Below are 14,869 nucleotides of genomic sequence, written 5' to 3' on the forward strand. Positions count from 1 at the left end.
CAAGGGGCTTTCGGTCGAGGTCAACAACACCGATGCCGAGGGGCGGCTGGTGCTCGCCGATGCGCTTGCGGCCGCCGACGAGGAATGCCCCGATCTGATCTGCTGCATGGCGACGCTGACGGGCGCGGCGCGGGTCGCGCTCGGCCCTGATCTGCCGCCCTTCTACACCGATGACGACGATCTCGCCGCGGCGCTTGCCGGCGGTGACAAACTCGCCGATCCGCTCTGGCGGATGCCGTTCTGGGCGCCTTACGAGGCCTTGATCGAACCGGGCATCGCCGATCTCGACAACGCGCCCTCGGGCGGGATGGCGGGCTCGATCACCGCCGCGCTTTTCCTGCGCCGCTTCGTGACCGAGACCGAGCGTTTCGCCCATTTCGACATCTACGGCTGGCAGCCCGCCGCTGCGCCCGGCCGCCCGAAAGGCGCGCTGCAACAGGGCGCGCGCGCGATCTTCGCCGCGCTGCCCGAGGTGCTCGGGCTGTGAGCGATCCCGACCGCCGCCTCACCCCGTTTTCCGGCCATTTCGCGCTCGAAAGCCTGCGCGGCAAGGTCGCGGCCCAGGCCTTCATCCGCGGCGAGCCGGCGCGGCTGATCGCGCCGATCGTCGATCTCGTGGCCTCCCCCGGCGCGCTGCGCGAGCGCCAGGTGATCTTCGGCGCGGCGCTCACCGTGATCGAGCGGCGCGCGGGGCTCGCCTTCGTGCAGGCGGCGGCGGACGGCTATTGCGGCTGGCTGCCGGAGGCCGCGCTCGGCCCGGCGCTGGTGGCGACCCATGTCGTCAATGCGCTCGGCTCGCATGTCTACCGCGAGCCCTCGATCAAGCGCGGCGAGGTGATGGCGCTCGGCATCGGGGCGCGGCTCGCGGTCGAGGAGATCACCGGCCGTTTCGCACGCATCGCCGAGGGCTGGGTGCCGCGCACCCATATCCGCCCGATCGAGCAGCCCGAGGCCGACCCGGTCGCGGTGGCCGAGCGGCTCCTCGGCACGCCCTATCTCTGGGGCGGCAATTCGCGCGACGGCATCGACTGCTCGGGCCTCGTGCAGCTCGCGCTGACGCTTTGCGGCATCGGCTGCCCGGCCGACAGCGATCAGCAGCGCGCGGCTTTCGGCGCCTTCCTGCCCGAGGGCACGCGCCCCGAACGCGGCGATCTCTTCTTCTGGCCCGGCCATGTCGCGATGGCCGTCGACGGCACGCGGCTGATCCACGCCAACGGCCAGACGATGAGCGTCGCGCATGAGGATATCGACGCCTGTATCGCGCGCATCGACGCCGCGGGCGAGGGGCCGCTCTACGGCATCAAACGCCCCTGATCTGGCATTCTACAGAGAGGAAATATCCCCGCCGGAGGCTCCGCCCGCGCCGGGCGCGACCGGCCGGGGCCTAATCGATCGGGCGGATCAGCTTGCGCTCGAGCACGCGCAGCACGGAGGCGAGGTCATGGCCGCGCTTGAGCACCTGCCCCTCGGCGCCGATCACCGCGTAAAGCCCCTGCTTGTTGCGCAGCGCCGGGCGCTTCTCGATCCGGTAAAGCGGGTTTTCGGCGGAGCGGCGGAACACCGCGAACACCGCGTGATCGCGCAGGAAGCTCATCGCGTAGTCGCGCCATTCGCCCGCGGCCACCATCCGCCCGTAAAGCGTGAGGATCGCGCCCAGCTCGCCGCGATCGAAGGCGACCTGGGTCGGCTCGGCGGGGGGGCGGGGGAAGGGCGTCGGCGCCTGGATCGTCATGACCAAATGGTGACACCGGCCCCGCCGCAAATCAAGCCCCGGCTGCAGCAGGCGGTCGCGGCTTCACCATGTCGCGATCTCGCCGCAAAATGACCTCTTGCGCGCCGCAATCCGATCCCCTTTGCGCCCATGTCGCGGGCGATAAATCCTGTAGCGGAAAACGCTAAAGCCCCGGCGGTGCGGTCAACAGCCCCCACCCAGTTCGTGCCGTCGGGGTGCCTTCCGCGGAATTCGACCCCGCCCGAAAGGGCGGGGTTTCGCTTTGCCCGGGGGCGGCGGCGGGGTTTGGCCGGTGCCGGCGCAGGGAATGGCTTCGTGAACGGCTTCGTGATCGGGGGCCGATTGCGCCGGGGGGGCTTTGCCGCCATCTTGCCCGCGTCCGGCCCGCCCGGATGGATCACAGGAGTCCCCGATGTCCGCTCGTCCGCTGCTCTCGCTGCGCCTCACGCTCGCGCTCGCGCTCGCCTTTGCCGGCGGCATCGCGCTCGCCAAGGAGGAGGCGAAGGATCCGGTGGTGCATGCGCGCATCGCGCTTATGCAGTCGCTCAAGGGCGACATGGGCACTCTGAGCGACATGGCCGAGGGCAAGGCGCCCTTCGATGCGGCGCAGGCCGAGGCGGCGATCGCGGCGCTGCGCGACGGTGCCGACAAGGTCGAGACCGCCTTTCGCGCCCATGCCGACGACCCGGTTTCGAACGCGCTGCCCGACATCTGGAACAGCCCGGGTGAGTTCCGGCAGAAGACGAACCGGCTTCTGAAGGCGGCGAATGATCTTGATGCGGGGGATCTGGCCAACACGCTGCCGGCGCTGGGCGCGGCCTGCAAGGATTGCCACGGCCGCTTCAAGATGTGAGGGCGGGCGCCGCAGCGCCCGGCCCGGGCGATCAGCCGCAGTGCAGCGTGGCGATCTTGCCCGCCGCGTCGATCCCGATGTTCAGCCGGCTGGCCGAATAATCCATCGTCACCGCATCGCCCGGGTGGATCACCCGCACCCGCTGCGCGAAGCGCATCGTGGCGAGCACGCTTTCGGGCTGGCCGACCAGCGCGCCAAGCTCAGTGGCGCCGCATTGATCGGCCGCCCCCGGCACCGGCAGCTCGGACCCCGCGAGATCCGGCCCCGCGGCGTCGAGCGTGCAGGAGGCCAGCAGCAGGGCGCCGATCAGCGCGGGGGCTGCGGAAAAGGCGCGCATCGGCTCAACCGCAGTCGATGTTGAAGATGTTGCCCGCGGCGTCGAGGCGGAACACGATGCGCTGCGGATTGTAGATCTGCGGCTCGATGCCCCGCCATTCGACGACGTTGATCGGCCGGGAGATGCCGAGCGTCGGGATCACCGAGGCGGGCTGACCCAGCGCCGAGGTATAGTCGATCGCGTGGCAGGTGTCGGGCTCGCGCTGTTCGAGCGCGCCCTCGGTGACCGTCGGGGTCATGTGAGGCGTCGGCAGCGGCTCGGCCGGGGTGGTGTCTTCGGTCGTGCTCTGGCAGGCGGAAAGCGTCAGCGCGAGGACGGCGATGACGGAGAACTTGGCTAACATGTCGCACCCATTCTTGCGTTGGCGGCGGGGATGCCGCAGTTTGCCGCCAGATATACAGGGAGGAATGCCCAATGAGAACCCGTGCCGCGGTCGCTGTTGCCCCGGGAAAACCGCTCGAAATCATGGAAGTGAACCTCGAAGGCCCGAAAGCGGGCGAGGTTCTGGTCGAAATCAAGGCCACGGGCATCTGCCACACCGACGAATTCACTTTGTCGGGAGCCGACCCCGAGGGGATCTTCCCGGCGATTCTCGGCCATGAGGGCGCGGGGATCGTGCTCGAAGTGGGCGAGGGCGTGACCTCGCTCAAGCCCGGGGATCACGTGATTCCCCTCTACACCCCCGAATGCCGGCAATGCCCGAGCTGCCTGAGCCAGAAGACCAACCTCTGCACCGCGATCCGCTCGACCCAGGGGCAGGGGCTGATGCCCGACGGCACGACGCGCTTCTCGATGCTCGACGGAACGCCGATCTATCACTACATGGGCTGCTCGACCTTCGCGAACCACACGGTGATGCCCGAGATCGCGCTCGCCAAGGTGCGCGACGACGCCCCCTTCGAGAAGATCTGCTACATCGGCTGCGGCGTCACCACCGGCATCGGCGCCGTGATCAACACCGCCAAGGTGGAGATCGGCGCGAAGGCGGTGGTCTTCGGCCTCGGCGGGATCGGGCTCAATGTGATCCAGGGCCTGCGGATGGCGGGCGCCAACATGATCATCGGCGTCGATCTGAACGACGGCAAGCGCGAGATGGCCGAGTATTTCGGCATGACCCATTTCGTGAACCCGACGAAGATCGAAGGCACGGTCGTGCAGGAGATCGTGAACCTGACGAAGACCCCCTTCGACCAGATCGGCGGCGCGGATTACTCCTTCGACTGCACCGGCAACGTGAAGGTGATGCGCGACGCGCTCGAATGCACCCATCGCGGCTGGGGTGTGAGCGTGGTGATCGGCGTGGCGGCGGCCGGGGCCGAGATCCAGACGCGGCCGTTCCAGCTTGTGACCGGGCGGGTCTGGAAGGGCACCGCCTTCGGCGGCGCGCGCGGGCGCACCGACGTGCCGGGCATCGTCGACTGGTACATGAACGGCAAGATCGAGATCGACCCGATGATCACCCACACGATGCCGCTCGAGCGCATCAACGAGGCCTTCGATCTGATGCACAAGGGCGAGTCGATCCGCTCGGTCGTGATCTACTGATGCCGGAAGGGGCGCCGACACCGGCGCCCCGATCCCGCCCGCGCCGCGTCAGAAACTGGGCGGCGTGCAGGCGCTGACCACGGTGCAGGGCTCGGCCCCCGGGTTGCGGAAGCGGTGCGGCAGATGGCTTGCGAAAGCATAGGCGTCGCCCGGGCCAAGCAGCTTGCGCGCGCCGTCCACCGTCACCTCGAGATGGCCCGAGAGGATCAGCCCGACCTCCTCCCCCTGATGGCTGAGCGGCACCTTGCCGGTGTCGGCGCCGGGCTGGTAGGTCTCGGCGATCATCTGCAACGCGCGCCCCGCGCCGCTTTCGCCGATCTGGCGATAGGAGATCCGGCCCTTGCCGATCTCGTGCAGCTCCTCGGCGGCGAAGAAGAAGCGCCGCGGTGCCTCCGGCTCGAAGGCGAAGAACTCCGCCAGCCCGATCGGCAGCCCGTCGAGGATGCGTTTGAGCGCGCCGATCGTCGGGTTGGTGCGCCCCGATTCGATCAGCGAGATCGCCGAATTCGGCAGGCCGACGCGCCGCGCGAGCTCGCGTTGCGAGAGGTTGCGCGCCTGACGCAGCGCCCGCAGCCGCGCGCCGATTTCGCCTTCCATCGCCATTTCCGTTCCGGTTGTTGTGAAATCCGCATCACTTTACGATGCGCGCAATAAAAATCAATGACTTGCCGTAGTGATAAAAAGGATTGTTGGGCGCGCGGAAAAGGATTGTGATGGCGCATCCCCCTTTGACGGAGTCCCGCGGATGACCCTGCTTTCCAACGATATGCGCCATGTGACCGAGGCCGATCGCGCCCATGTCTGGCACCACCTGCTGCAACACAAATCGCTCGAGACGAGTGACCCGCGCGTCATCGTCAAGGGCAAGGGGATCCGGATCTGGGATCAGCACGGCGCCGAGTTCCTCGACGCCGTCTCGGGCGGGGTCTGGACGGTGAACGTCGGCTACGGCCGCGAGAGCATCGCCAACGCGATCCGCGACCAGCTGATCGAGCTGCCCTATTGGGCGGGCAGCGGCGGCACCATCCCGGGCGCGCTTTTCTCGGAAAAGCTGCTGACCAAGATGCCGGGCATGAGCCGCGTCTATTTCGCCAACTCGGGGTCGGAAGCGAACGAGAAGGTCTTCAAGATGGTGCGCCAGATCTCGGCGCGGCTGCATGGCGGCAAGAAATCGAAGATCCTCTATCGTGAGCGCGACTATCACGGCGCCTCGCTCGGCACGCTCGCGGCCTGCGGTCAGGAAGAGCGCGCGCTGCAATACGGGCCGTTCCCGGGCGGCTTCGTGCCGGTGCCGCATTGCCTCGAATACCGCGCGCAGTGGGATGTCGAGAATTACGGCGAGCGCGCGGCGGATGCGATCGAGGAGGTGATCCTGCGCGAGGGGCCGGATACCGTCGGCCTGCTTTGCCTCGAACCCGTCACCGCGGGCGGTGGCGTGATCGTGCCGCCGAAGGGCTATTGGGAGCGGGTGCAGGAGATCTGCAAGAAATACGACGTGCTCCTGCACATCGACGAGGTCGTCTGCGGCATGGGCCGCACCGGCACCTGGTTCGGCTATCAGAACTACGGCATCCAGCCCGATTTCGTGACGATGGCGAAGGGTGTGGCCTCGGGCTATGCGGCGATTTCGTGCTGCGTGACCACCGAGGCGGTGTTCGAGCAGTTCAAGGACGCGACCGACAAGCTCAGCTATTTCCGTGATATCTCGACCTTTGGCGGCTGCACCGCCGGCCCCGCGGCGGCGATCGAGAACATGCGCATCATCGAGGACGAGGGGCTGCTGGCCAACACCGTCGCGATGGGCGAGCGGATCATGGCGAACCTGCAGACGCTGATGGAAAAGCACAAGGTGATCGGCGACGTCCGCGGTGCGGGCCTCTTTGCCGGCGCCGAGCTCGTGGCCGACCGCGCCACGAAGGAGCCGATGCATGAGGGCGAGGTCGCCCGCGTGGTGGCCGAGGGCGCCAAGCGCGGCGTGATGTTCGGCATGACGAACCGCTCGCTCACCGGGTTCAACAACACGCTCTGCTTCAGCCCGGCGCTGATCGCGACGCCCGACGACATCGACGAGATCACCGAGGCCGTCGACGGCGCGCTCACCGCGGTCTTCGGCTGAGCTCCGGCGGCCGGATCAGCGCAGGGCGCGGCGCGTCTCCTGCAGGATCCGGCCGATCTCCTCGAACACGGCGGCGCGCGGCGAGGTCGCGCGCCAGACCAGCACGACATGGCGCGGGCAGGCGTCGGGCAGCGGCGTCAGTGCGACGCGCTGATGCGCCGCCACCCCGGCCGCCACCGCGAGATCGGGGAGCAGCGTGATCCCCAGCCCCTCGCTCACCATCGAGATCAGCGTCGTCAGGCTCGTCGCGGCGAAATGCTCGTCCTGCGCGAGCCGCCCGGCGGGATAGGCGCGCAGCGCATGGCGCTGCAGGCAATGCCCCTTTTCCAGAAGCAGCAGATGCGCCCCGTCGAGCAGCGCGAGGCCGGTCTCGCAAGTGCCCGCTTCCTGCGGCGGCGCCTCGGGCGGGGCGGCGAGGTGATAGCCGTCGTCGAAGAGCGCCATGCTGCGCAGGCTGCCGATGTCATAGGGCTGGGCGATCACCGCAAGGTCGAGCCGCCCGGCGGCGACGCCCTCGAGCAGGCTCTCGGTCAGCTCCTCGCGCAGGTAGAGCCGCAGGGCGGGAAAGCGCGCGCGCAGCCCGGGCAGGGCGCGCGGGATCAGGAAGGGGCCGATCGTCGGGATCGCGCCCAGCCGCAGATCGCCCTCGTCGGGGCGTAGCTGCGCGGCGGCGAGCTCCTCGATCTCGCGCGCGCCAAGCAGCAGCGCGCGGCCCCGCGCCGCGATCTCGGCGCCGATCTCCGTCATCATCACCGAGCGTTTCGTGCGCTCGACCAGGGTCACGCCGAGGCGTTCCTCGAGCTCGCGCAGCCCCGCGCTCAGCGTGGGTTGGGTGACGTGGCAGCGTTCGGCCGCGCGGGAGAAATTGAGTTCCTCGGCGACGGCGGTGAGGAAGCGGAGCTGGCGCAGGGTGATCATGCGGGAATCGTAATAGAAAAAGGCAATAAGTGAAAGCGTATCAATCAATTTCACCAATGTAATTCCGGGGGGTAGGAAGTCTGCATCGAAACGACAGAGACCCGAAAGGAAAACCGATGACCGACCTGACCCAGACCCAGCCCCGGATGCCCGGCCTGAACGTCGCCGCCCCCGACTTCGACGCGCCGACGACCCACGGCCGCCGCACCCTCGCCGATTACCGCGGCAAATGGCTGGTGCTGTTCTCGCACCCGGCCGATTTCACCCCGGTCTGCACCACCGAATTCATCGCCTTCGCCAAGCGCCAGGCCGATTTCGCCGCGCGCAACACCGAGCTGCTCGGCCTCTCGATCGACAGCCACTATTCGCACATCGCCTGGATGCGCAACATCGAGGAGAAGTTCGGCACCAAGATCACCTTCCCGATCATCGCCGATCTGAGCATGGAGGTGGCCTCGGCCTATGGCATGATCCAGCCCGGCGCCTCCGACACCTCGGCGGTGCGCGCCACCTTCCTGATCGACCCGGAGGGCAAGCTGCGCGCGATGCTCTATTATCCGATGGTCGCCGGCCGCTCGGTCGACGAGATCTACCGGTTGCTCGTGGCGCTGCAGACCGCGGCCGAGGAGAATTGCGCGATGCCGGAGAACTGGGCGCCGGGCAAGCCGGTGATCGTGCACACGCCGAAGACCCCGGAAGAGGCCGAGGCGCGTGCCGGCGAGGGCTATGACACCGTCGACTGGTATTTCTCGACGCGGATGCTCTGAGCCGACGGGGCCCCGGTTCCTGGGCGCCGCGCAGGGCGCGAATCGCGTGCTGAGCCGCGATCGCCCCCGCGCGGCGCCTGCCCCTGTCCGGGGGGCGGGGCCGCGCCCGGGCAATGTCTCGAATGCCGCGCCGGAGGTCGCATTTGCGGCGCGCCGGGCGCGGCATTCTGTCAATCTGGCGGGGCAGGGTGCCTGCGCCCCGGCCCCGGGACGCAGGAGAATTGGGAAAGCCGGTGGGAGACCGGCGCTGCCCCCGCAACGGTATGGGAGAGGCGGTCGGATCCGCCGGGCGGAGGCCCGGAGGGCGCGTCCGCGGCGTGCAGGCGCCTCCCGAGCCCGGACACCAGCCTTGCGGCCCCGGGCTTCGGCCCTTCTTTCAACCTGTCCGCGCGGGGAGGCGTGGCCCAAAGAGGTGCAAGATGCTGAGCGCATCCGAGATCCGCGCGGAACTGGCCGCGCGCCGCGAGAACTATTCCCTGAGCCACGAGCTTTATTGCGACGAGGGCGTGCTCCAGGCCGATCTGGACCAGATCTTCTACCGCGAATGGCTGTTCGCGGTGCCCGCCTGCGAACTGCCCAAGCCCGGCAATTACGCGACGCTTCAGGTCGGCGCCTATCCGGTGATCGTGGTGCGCGGCGCCGATGGCATGATCCGCGCCTTCCACAACGTCTGCCGCCACCGCGGCCAGCGGCTCTGCTCGGCGCCGAGCGGCACCACCGCGAAGCTCGTCTGCCCCTACCACCAGTGGACCTACGAGCTCGACGGCCGGCTGATCTGGGCGCGCGACATGCAGGAGGATTTCGACGCCTCGAAACACGGGCTGAAGAAGGTCCATTGCGTCGATATCGGCGGCATGGTCTTCATCTGCCTCGCCGAAGTGCCGCCGCCGATCGCCGATCTCGCCCAGACGCTCGGCCGCTACCTCGCCCCCGCCGGGCTGAAGGAGGCGAAGGTCGCGTTTTCCTCGACCATCGTCGAGAAGGGCAACTGGAAGCTGGTGATCGAGAACAACCGCGAATGCTACCATTGCGGCGGCTCGCATCCCTCGCTCTGCCGGACCTATTCCGACAACCCGCGGATGACCGCGATGGAAGGCCCCGACGCGGCGAGCCCGGACATCCTCGCGCATTGGAAACGCTGCGAGGAGGCGGGGCTGCCCTCGCGCTTCACCGCGCATCCGCGGATGCAGTGGCGCCTCGCGCGGATCCCGCTTCTGAACAACGCCGAAAGCTACACGATGAGCACGAAGGCGGCGGTGACCGGTCATCGCATGGGGCAGATGCCCTTCAGCGACGCGGGCTCGCTGCTGTTCTTCCACTATCCGAACACCTGGAACCACTTCCTCGCCGATCATGCGATCGTCTTCCGGATCCTGCCGCTCTCGCCCACCGAGACCGAGGTCACGACGAAATGGCTGGTGCCGGCGGATGCGGTCGAGGGCAAGGATTACGATCTCAAGACGCTGACCGAGGTCTGGCTCAACACCAATGACGAAGATCGTCAGGTCGTGGAAGAGAACCAGAAGGGCATCCTTTCCCCGGCCTACGAACCCGGCCCCTATTCGACGGTGCAGGAAGAGGGCGTGATCCAGTTCGTCGACTGGTATTGCGGCACGATGGCGGAGCGGCTCGGCCCGACCGCCCAGGCGGCGGAGTGAGCGGATGGTCAAGCCGCGCCTGAACTGGTCCGCCGAGCCCTGGTCGGATGACGAGATGCTCGAATGCGCGATGGTCGTGCCGGAAACGGCCGACACCGCGACCTTCACCTTCCGCGCGCCTTCGGGCGCGTGGTTCGACTACGAGCCGGGGCAGTTCGTCACCCTCGACCTGCCGGTCGATCCGGCGAAGGGCGCGGCGGGCAACGTTCAGCGCACCTACACGATCTCCTCGAGCCCCTCGCGGCCCTTGTCGATCTCGGTCACGGTGAAGGCGCAGAAGGACAGCATCGGCACCCGCTGGATGCTCGAACATCTGAAGCCGGGGATGAAGATCCGCGCCTTCGGGCCGAGCGGCATCTTCTCCTTCCACCGCCACAAGGCGAAGAAATACCTCTTCGTCTCGGCGGGTTCGGGGATCACGCCGATGATGGCGATGACGACCTGGGCCTGGGATTCGGGCGAGATGCCCGACATCACCTTCGTCCACGCGGCGCGGCGCCCCTCCGAGATCATCTTCCGCGAGCGGCTGGAGCAATTCGCCAACCGCGTGCCGGGGCTGCAGCTGCGCTTCTCCGTCGAGGAACTCGATCCGTTCCGCACCTGGCACGGCTATCAGGGCCGGCTGAACCAGATCATGCTCGGCCTGATGGCGCCCGACTACCTCGAGCGCGAGGTGTTCTGCTGCGGGCCAGAGCCCTTCATGCAGTCGGTGCGCGAGATGCTGATCTCGCTCGGCTTCGACATGGAGCATTACCATCAGGAAAGCTTCGGCGCCCCGGTGGCGAGCGAGGCGGAGGCGCCGCTGATCGAGGACGTCACCCCCGACGCGCAGGTCGCCGCCGAGATCACCTTCGCCGCCTCGGGCGTCACCGCGCCCTGCGCCGAGACCGACACGGTGCTGGCCGTGGCGAAACAGGCGGGGCTGAACATCCCCTCGGGCTGCACCTTCGGGCTGTGCGGCACCTGCAAGGTGAAGAAGCTCTCGGGAGAGGTGCATATGGTGCACAACGGCGGCATCTCCGACGACGAGATCGCCGAGGGCTATATCCTCGCCTGCTGCGCGAATCCGATGGGCAAGGTCTCGGTCGAGGTCTGATCCGGGGCATTGCCGGATGGGGGGCGGGAATCGCCCCCCGATTGTGCCCATTCGGGCGGCAAAGCGCGATTTTTGCTGCAGTTGCAAAATATTCCGCGCGCCCCCGCTTTATCTTCACCGTGAACTGCGCCTTAATCGGACCGCCATTAGGGTGCGTCGCGACCTGGTCCGAAAGGGCCGGCCGCGGGCGCCTCGGGGGGCCTTCGGGTCATGCCCTGCAACATCCCCGCCGGGGTTCCGGCGGGCCAGAAGGAAGCGATGCGATCATGGCGATTTCCAGGAAACTCGCGGACGAGTTGGACAAGCGGCGCGATGTCGCGCTCGAAGGCGGCGGCGCGAAGAAGACCGCCGAACGCCACGAAAAGGGCCGGCTCACCGCGCGCGAGCGGATCGAGGCGCTGTTTTCCGCCGGCACCTTCCAGGAATTCGGCCTGCATGCGCTGCACAAGACCCGTCATTTCGGGATGGAGGGCAAGGCGATCCCGACCGATGCGGTGATCACCGGCACCGGCTTCGTCGACGGCAGACCGGTCGCGGCCTTTTCGCAGGATTTCGGCGTCTCCGGCGGCTCGCTCGGCGAGACCCACGCCAAGAAGATCTGCCACACGCTCGATCACGCTATGAAGGCGGGCGTTCCGGTGATCGGCTTCAACGATTCCGGTGGCGCGCGGATCCAGGAAGGCGTCGGCGCGCTCTCGGCCTATGGTCAGGTGTTCTACCGCAACGTGCAGGCCTCGGGCGTGGTGCCGCAGATCTCGGTGATCGCCGGCCCCTGCGCGGGCGGCGCGGCCTATTCCCCGGCGCTGACCGATTTCGTCGTCATGACGCGCGAGAATGCGCAGATGTTCATCTGCGGGCCGGAGGTGATCCGCTCGGTCACCGGCCAGGTCACCACGATGGATGAGATCGGCTCCGCAGAGACCCAGGCCGGCGTGTCCGGCAACGTGCATTTCATCGCCGAGAACGACGCCCATGCCGTGGCGATCGTGCACAAGCTGCTCTCCTTCCTGCCCTCGAACAACATGATGGACCCGCCGCACCGGATCGAGGCGGATCTCTCGATCGCCGACGATCCCGGCCTCGACGATCTGCTGCCCGAGGATTCGAAGGCGCCCTTCGATTGCCGCGAGGTGATCCGCCGGCTCGCCGACGAGGGCGATTTCCTCGAGGTGATGGAAACCTTCGCGCAGAACATCGTGATCGGTTTCGGCCGGATCGGCGGCATCGTCGTCGGTTTCGTCGCGAACCAGCCGATGGTGAAGGCGGGCACGCTCGACATCGACGCCTCCGACAAGGCGGCGCGTTTCGTGCGCTTCTGCAACATCTTCAACATCCCGCTGGTGACGCTGGTCGACGTGCCCGGCTTCCTGCCCGGCGTGCTGGAAGAACGGCGCGGCATCATCCGCCACGGTGCGAAGATGCTCTTCGCCTATGCCTCCTCGACGGTGCCGAAGATCACGGTGATCATGCGCAAGGCCTATGGCGGCGCCTATCTGGCGATGTGCAGCCAGGACATGGGCGCCGATCACGTCTTCGCCTGGCCCTCGGCCGAGATCGCCGTGATGGGGGCGGAAGGGGCGGTGAACATCCTCTACCGCAAGGAGCTGGGGGAGGCCGAGGACAAGCGCGCGAAGGCGAAGGAGCTCGCCGATGAATATCGCGCGGAATTCGCCTCGCCCTATCTCTCGGCGGGGATGCTGTTCCTCACCGACGTGATCCAGCCGCGCCAGACCCGTTCGACGATCGCGCTCGCGCTGCGCGGGCTGATGTCGAAGCGCGAGACCCGCCCGCCGAAGAAACACGGCAATATCCCGCTCTGACGGAGGCGCGAGATGCTCGACAACCTCGAACTGATCGGCACCGGCTTCACCGTGGTGATGATGGTGCTCGCCGCGCTCTGGGGCGCCTGCGTGCTGGTGGCGATGGGCTTCCGCGCCGCCGCGCGCCCGGCGCCGGCCGCCGCGGCCCCCGCCCCGGTGGCGAAAGCCGCCGCCCCGGCCGTGCCCGCGGGCGTGCCGCCGCATCACCTCGCCGCGATCGCGGCGGCGGTCAGCGCGGTGCTTGGCGCGGGCTATCGCGTCACCCGCGTCGCGGCCCCGGCCCACAAGGTCGAGGGCTGGCCGATGGAAGGCCGGATCGAGACCTTCACCGCCCACCGGATCCGCACCGACTGGGGGCCGACGCGGCCCTCGCTCGGCGGCGAGACCCCCGACATCCTGAGAGGACAGAAACCATGAAACGTCTGCGCATCACCGTCGAAGGGGTCGCCTATGATGTGACGGTGGAGGAGCTCGACGCCCCCGCCGCCGCCCAGCCCGCCGCCGCGCCGATGGCTGCGGCCGCTCCGGCCCCCCGCCCGGTGGCGCCCGCGCCCGTTGCGGCCCCCGCACCGGCGCCCGCCGCCGCGGCCGGCCCCGGCGCGATCCCGAGCCCGCTCGCGGGCACCGTCGTTTCCGTCGATGTCGCCGTGGGCCAGGCCGTGGCCGCGGGCGACGTGCTTCTCGTGCTCGAGGCGATGAAGATGAACACCAATGTCGGCGCGCCGCAGGCGGGCACGGTGAGCGCGGTGCATGTCACCCCTGGCGCCACCGTGACTGAGGGGCAGATCCTCGTCACCCTCGCCTGAACGCTGACCGACCCGACCGCCAAAGGGGGCTCCCATGGACGGCACCGCATCCGGCTCGAAACTCGAGCAGCTCTGGAACCTGACCGCGATTCCCGACGTCACCTGGCAGATGGGGGTGATGTGGATCGTGGTTGCGGTTCTCTTCTACCTCGCCGTCTACAAGAAGTTCGAACCGCTCCTGCTGATCCCGATCGCCTTCGGCGCGCTGCTCGCCAACCTGCCGACCGAGGGGCTGATAAACGCGCCGGTGAACGGTGAGGCGGGGGGGCTTTACTACTATATCTCGATGGGGGTGAAGCTCGAGATCTTCCCGCCGCTGATCTTCCTCGGCGTCGGCGCGCTCACCGATTTCGGGCCGCTCATCGCCAATCCGCGCACGCTTCTCTTGGGCGCGGCGGCGCAGTTCGGGGTTTTCGCCACCTTCTTCGGGGCGACGATGATCGGGTTTTCCCCGCAGGAGGCCTCGGCGATCGGCATCATCGGCGGCGCCGACGGCCCGACCTCGATCTTCCTCGCCAACAAGCTCGCCCCCGACCTGCTCGCGCCGATCGCGGTGGCGGCCTACAGTTACATGGCGCTCGTGCCGATGATCCAGCCGCCGATCATGCGCGCGCTGACCACCAAGGCCGAGCGCAAGATCCGCATGCAGTCGCTGCGTCCGGTCTCCCGGCTCGAAAAGCTGGTCTTCGCCGGGATGGTGACGGTGGTGGTGATCCTGCTCGTGCCCGCCGCCTCGGCGCTGATCGGTATGCTGATGCTCGGCAATTTCCTGCGCGAGAGCGGCGTGACCGAACGGCTGACCAAGGCCGCGCAGAACGAGGTGATCAACGTCACCACGATCTTCCTCGGCACCTCGGTCGGCATCACCATGACGGGCGAGCGCTTTCTTGACGCGAGCACGCTGAAGATCCTCGGGCTGGGCGTCATCGCCTTCGGCGTCGCCACCGCGGCGGGGGTTCTGATGGCGAAGCTGATGAACCTGTTCTCGAAGAACAAGATCAACCCGCTGATCGGCTCGGCGGGCGTTTCGGCGGTGCCGATGGCCGCCCGCGTGAGCCACAACGAGGGGCAGAAGGCCGATCCGAACAATTACCTTCTGATGCATGCGATGGGGCCGAACGTGGCGGGCGTGATCGGCACCGCGGTCGTCGCGGGCTATTTCATCGCCTGGTTCGGCGGCTGAGGGGCGCGGCCTGCGCCCCCTTGCCCCGCCGCCGCTGC

The 14,869-nt window shown here is 68.1% G+C and carries 16 protein-coding genes, 1 pseudogene and 1 riboswitch; of the genes and pseudogenes, 12 read left to right on the forward strand and 5 right to left on the reverse strand.

Annotation, left to right across the window (positions count from 1 at the left end):
- Together AB7U46_RS05635 and AB7U46_RS05640 are read left to right on the forward strand one after the other, a co-directional pair.
- Nucleotides 1-487 (forward strand): annotated as a pseudogene (locus AB7U46_RS05635) (leucyl aminopeptidase family protein); the annotation flags it as partial.
- Nucleotides 484-1,314 (forward strand): C40 family peptidase, encoded by an 831-nt coding sequence (locus tag AB7U46_RS05640; protein WP_428335967.1) that lies wholly within the window; start codon nucleotides 484-486, stop codon nucleotides 1,312-1,314. The pseudogene AB7U46_RS05635 and the gene AB7U46_RS05640, both read left to right, overlap by 4 nt.
- 70 nt (nucleotides 1,315-1,384) lie before the next feature.
- Here the strand turns inward: AB7U46_RS05640 and AB7U46_RS05645 are convergent, their stop codons facing one another.
- Nucleotides 1,385-1,732 (reverse strand): DUF2794 domain-containing protein, encoded by a 348-nt coding sequence (locus AB7U46_RS05645; RefSeq protein ID WP_428335968.1) that lies wholly within the window; start codon nucleotides 1,730-1,732, stop codon nucleotides 1,385-1,387.
- 412 nt (nucleotides 1,733-2,144) lie between these two features.
- Here AB7U46_RS05645 and AB7U46_RS05650 point away from each other — a divergent pair, with 412 nt between their 5' ends.
- Nucleotides 2,145-2,585, forward strand: coding sequence for a c-type cytochrome (locus AB7U46_RS05650; protein WP_428335969.1), 441 nt, complete (start codon nucleotides 2,145-2,147; stop codon nucleotides 2,583-2,585).
- Between the two features lie 31 nt (nucleotides 2,586-2,616).
- Here AB7U46_RS05650 and AB7U46_RS05655 read toward each other — a convergent pair whose 3' ends face one another.
- Complete coding sequence (locus tag AB7U46_RS05655; RefSeq protein ID WP_428335970.1) at nucleotides 2,617-2,922, reverse strand: I78 family peptidase inhibitor; 306 nt, start codon at nucleotides 2,920-2,922, stop codon at nucleotides 2,617-2,619.
- Nucleotides 2,923-2,926: 4 nt separating this feature from the next.
- Complete coding sequence (locus AB7U46_RS05660; protein WP_428335971.1) at nucleotides 2,927-3,265, reverse strand: hypothetical protein; 339 nt, start codon at nucleotides 3,263-3,265, stop codon at nucleotides 2,927-2,929.
- A gap of 71 nt (nucleotides 3,266-3,336) precedes the next feature.
- Between AB7U46_RS05660 and AB7U46_RS05665 the strand changes: the two genes are divergently transcribed.
- Nucleotides 3,337-4,467, forward strand: a complete 1,131-nt coding sequence (locus AB7U46_RS05665; RefSeq protein WP_428335972.1) for an S-(hydroxymethyl)glutathione dehydrogenase/class III alcohol dehydrogenase — start codon at nucleotides 3,337-3,339, stop codon at nucleotides 4,465-4,467.
- A 48-nt stretch (nucleotides 4,468-4,515) separates the two neighbouring features.
- On the opposite strand, the gene AB7U46_RS05670 is transcribed toward AB7U46_RS05665, so the two are convergent.
- The gene (locus AB7U46_RS05670; protein ID WP_428335973.1) at nucleotides 4,516-5,064 is read right to left on the reverse strand and encodes a cupin domain-containing protein; all 549 of its coding nucleotides are present in this window, start codon (nucleotides 5,062-5,064) and stop codon (nucleotides 4,516-4,518) included.
- Between the two features lie 148 nt (nucleotides 5,065-5,212).
- Here AB7U46_RS05670 and AB7U46_RS05675 point away from each other — a divergent pair, with 148 nt between their 5' ends.
- Complete coding sequence (locus AB7U46_RS05675) at nucleotides 5,213-6,583, forward strand: aspartate aminotransferase family protein (RefSeq protein ID WP_428335974.1); 1,371 nt, start codon at nucleotides 5,213-5,215, stop codon at nucleotides 6,581-6,583.
- A gap of 15 nt (nucleotides 6,584-6,598) precedes the next feature.
- Here the strand turns inward: AB7U46_RS05675 and AB7U46_RS05680 are convergent, their stop codons facing one another.
- Entirely contained in the window at nucleotides 6,599-7,501 is a 903-nt protein-coding gene (locus AB7U46_RS05680; protein WP_428335975.1) for a LysR substrate-binding domain-containing protein, read from the reverse strand.
- 116 nt (nucleotides 7,502-7,617) lie between these two features.
- Here AB7U46_RS05680 and AB7U46_RS05685 point away from each other — a divergent pair, with 116 nt between their 5' ends.
- The 7 genes from AB7U46_RS05685 to AB7U46_RS05715 all read left to right on the forward strand — a co-directional run bounded on the left by AB7U46_RS05685 (nucleotide 7,618) and on the right by AB7U46_RS05715 (nucleotide 14,831).
- Nucleotides 7,618-8,268 (forward strand): peroxiredoxin, encoded by a 651-nt coding sequence (locus tag AB7U46_RS05685; RefSeq protein ID WP_428335976.1) that lies wholly within the window; start codon nucleotides 7,618-7,620, stop codon nucleotides 8,266-8,268.
- 169 nt (nucleotides 8,269-8,437) lie between these two features.
- Nucleotides 8,438-8,634: riboswitch (cobalamin riboswitch) on the forward strand.
- A 53-nt stretch (nucleotides 8,635-8,687) separates the two neighbouring features.
- A complete protein-coding gene (locus AB7U46_RS05690; RefSeq protein ID WP_428335977.1) occupies nucleotides 8,688-9,926 on the forward strand; it encodes an aromatic ring-hydroxylating oxygenase subunit alpha in 1,239 nt (412 codons plus the stop codon).
- Between the two features lie 4 nt (nucleotides 9,927-9,930).
- Complete coding sequence (locus AB7U46_RS05695; RefSeq protein ID WP_428335978.1) at nucleotides 9,931-11,022, forward strand: 2Fe-2S iron-sulfur cluster-binding protein; 1,092 nt, start codon at nucleotides 9,931-9,933, stop codon at nucleotides 11,020-11,022.
- Between the two features lie 266 nt (nucleotides 11,023-11,288).
- Entirely contained in the window at nucleotides 11,289-12,842 is a 1,554-nt protein-coding gene (locus AB7U46_RS05700; RefSeq protein ID WP_428335979.1) for an acyl-CoA carboxylase subunit beta, read from the forward strand.
- A 12-nt stretch (nucleotides 12,843-12,854) separates the two neighbouring features.
- Nucleotides 12,855-13,259, forward strand: a complete 405-nt coding sequence (locus tag AB7U46_RS05705; RefSeq protein ID WP_428335980.1) for an OadG family transporter subunit — start codon at nucleotides 12,855-12,857, stop codon at nucleotides 13,257-13,259.
- Nucleotides 13,256-13,648 (forward strand): biotin/lipoyl-containing protein, encoded by a 393-nt coding sequence (locus AB7U46_RS05710; protein WP_428335981.1) that lies wholly within the window; start codon nucleotides 13,256-13,258, stop codon nucleotides 13,646-13,648. The genes AB7U46_RS05705 and AB7U46_RS05710 overlap by 4 nt, the downstream gene beginning before the upstream one ends.
- 34 nt (nucleotides 13,649-13,682) lie before the next feature.
- Complete coding sequence (locus tag AB7U46_RS05715; protein WP_428335982.1) at nucleotides 13,683-14,831, forward strand: sodium ion-translocating decarboxylase subunit beta; 1,149 nt, start codon at nucleotides 13,683-13,685, stop codon at nucleotides 14,829-14,831.
- Nucleotides 14,832-14,869 lie beyond the last annotated feature (38 nt).

Source organism: Paenirhodobacter sp., from assembly GCF_050177655.1.
Lineage (GTDB): Bacteria > Pseudomonadota > Alphaproteobacteria > Rhodobacterales > Rhodobacteraceae > Rhodobacter.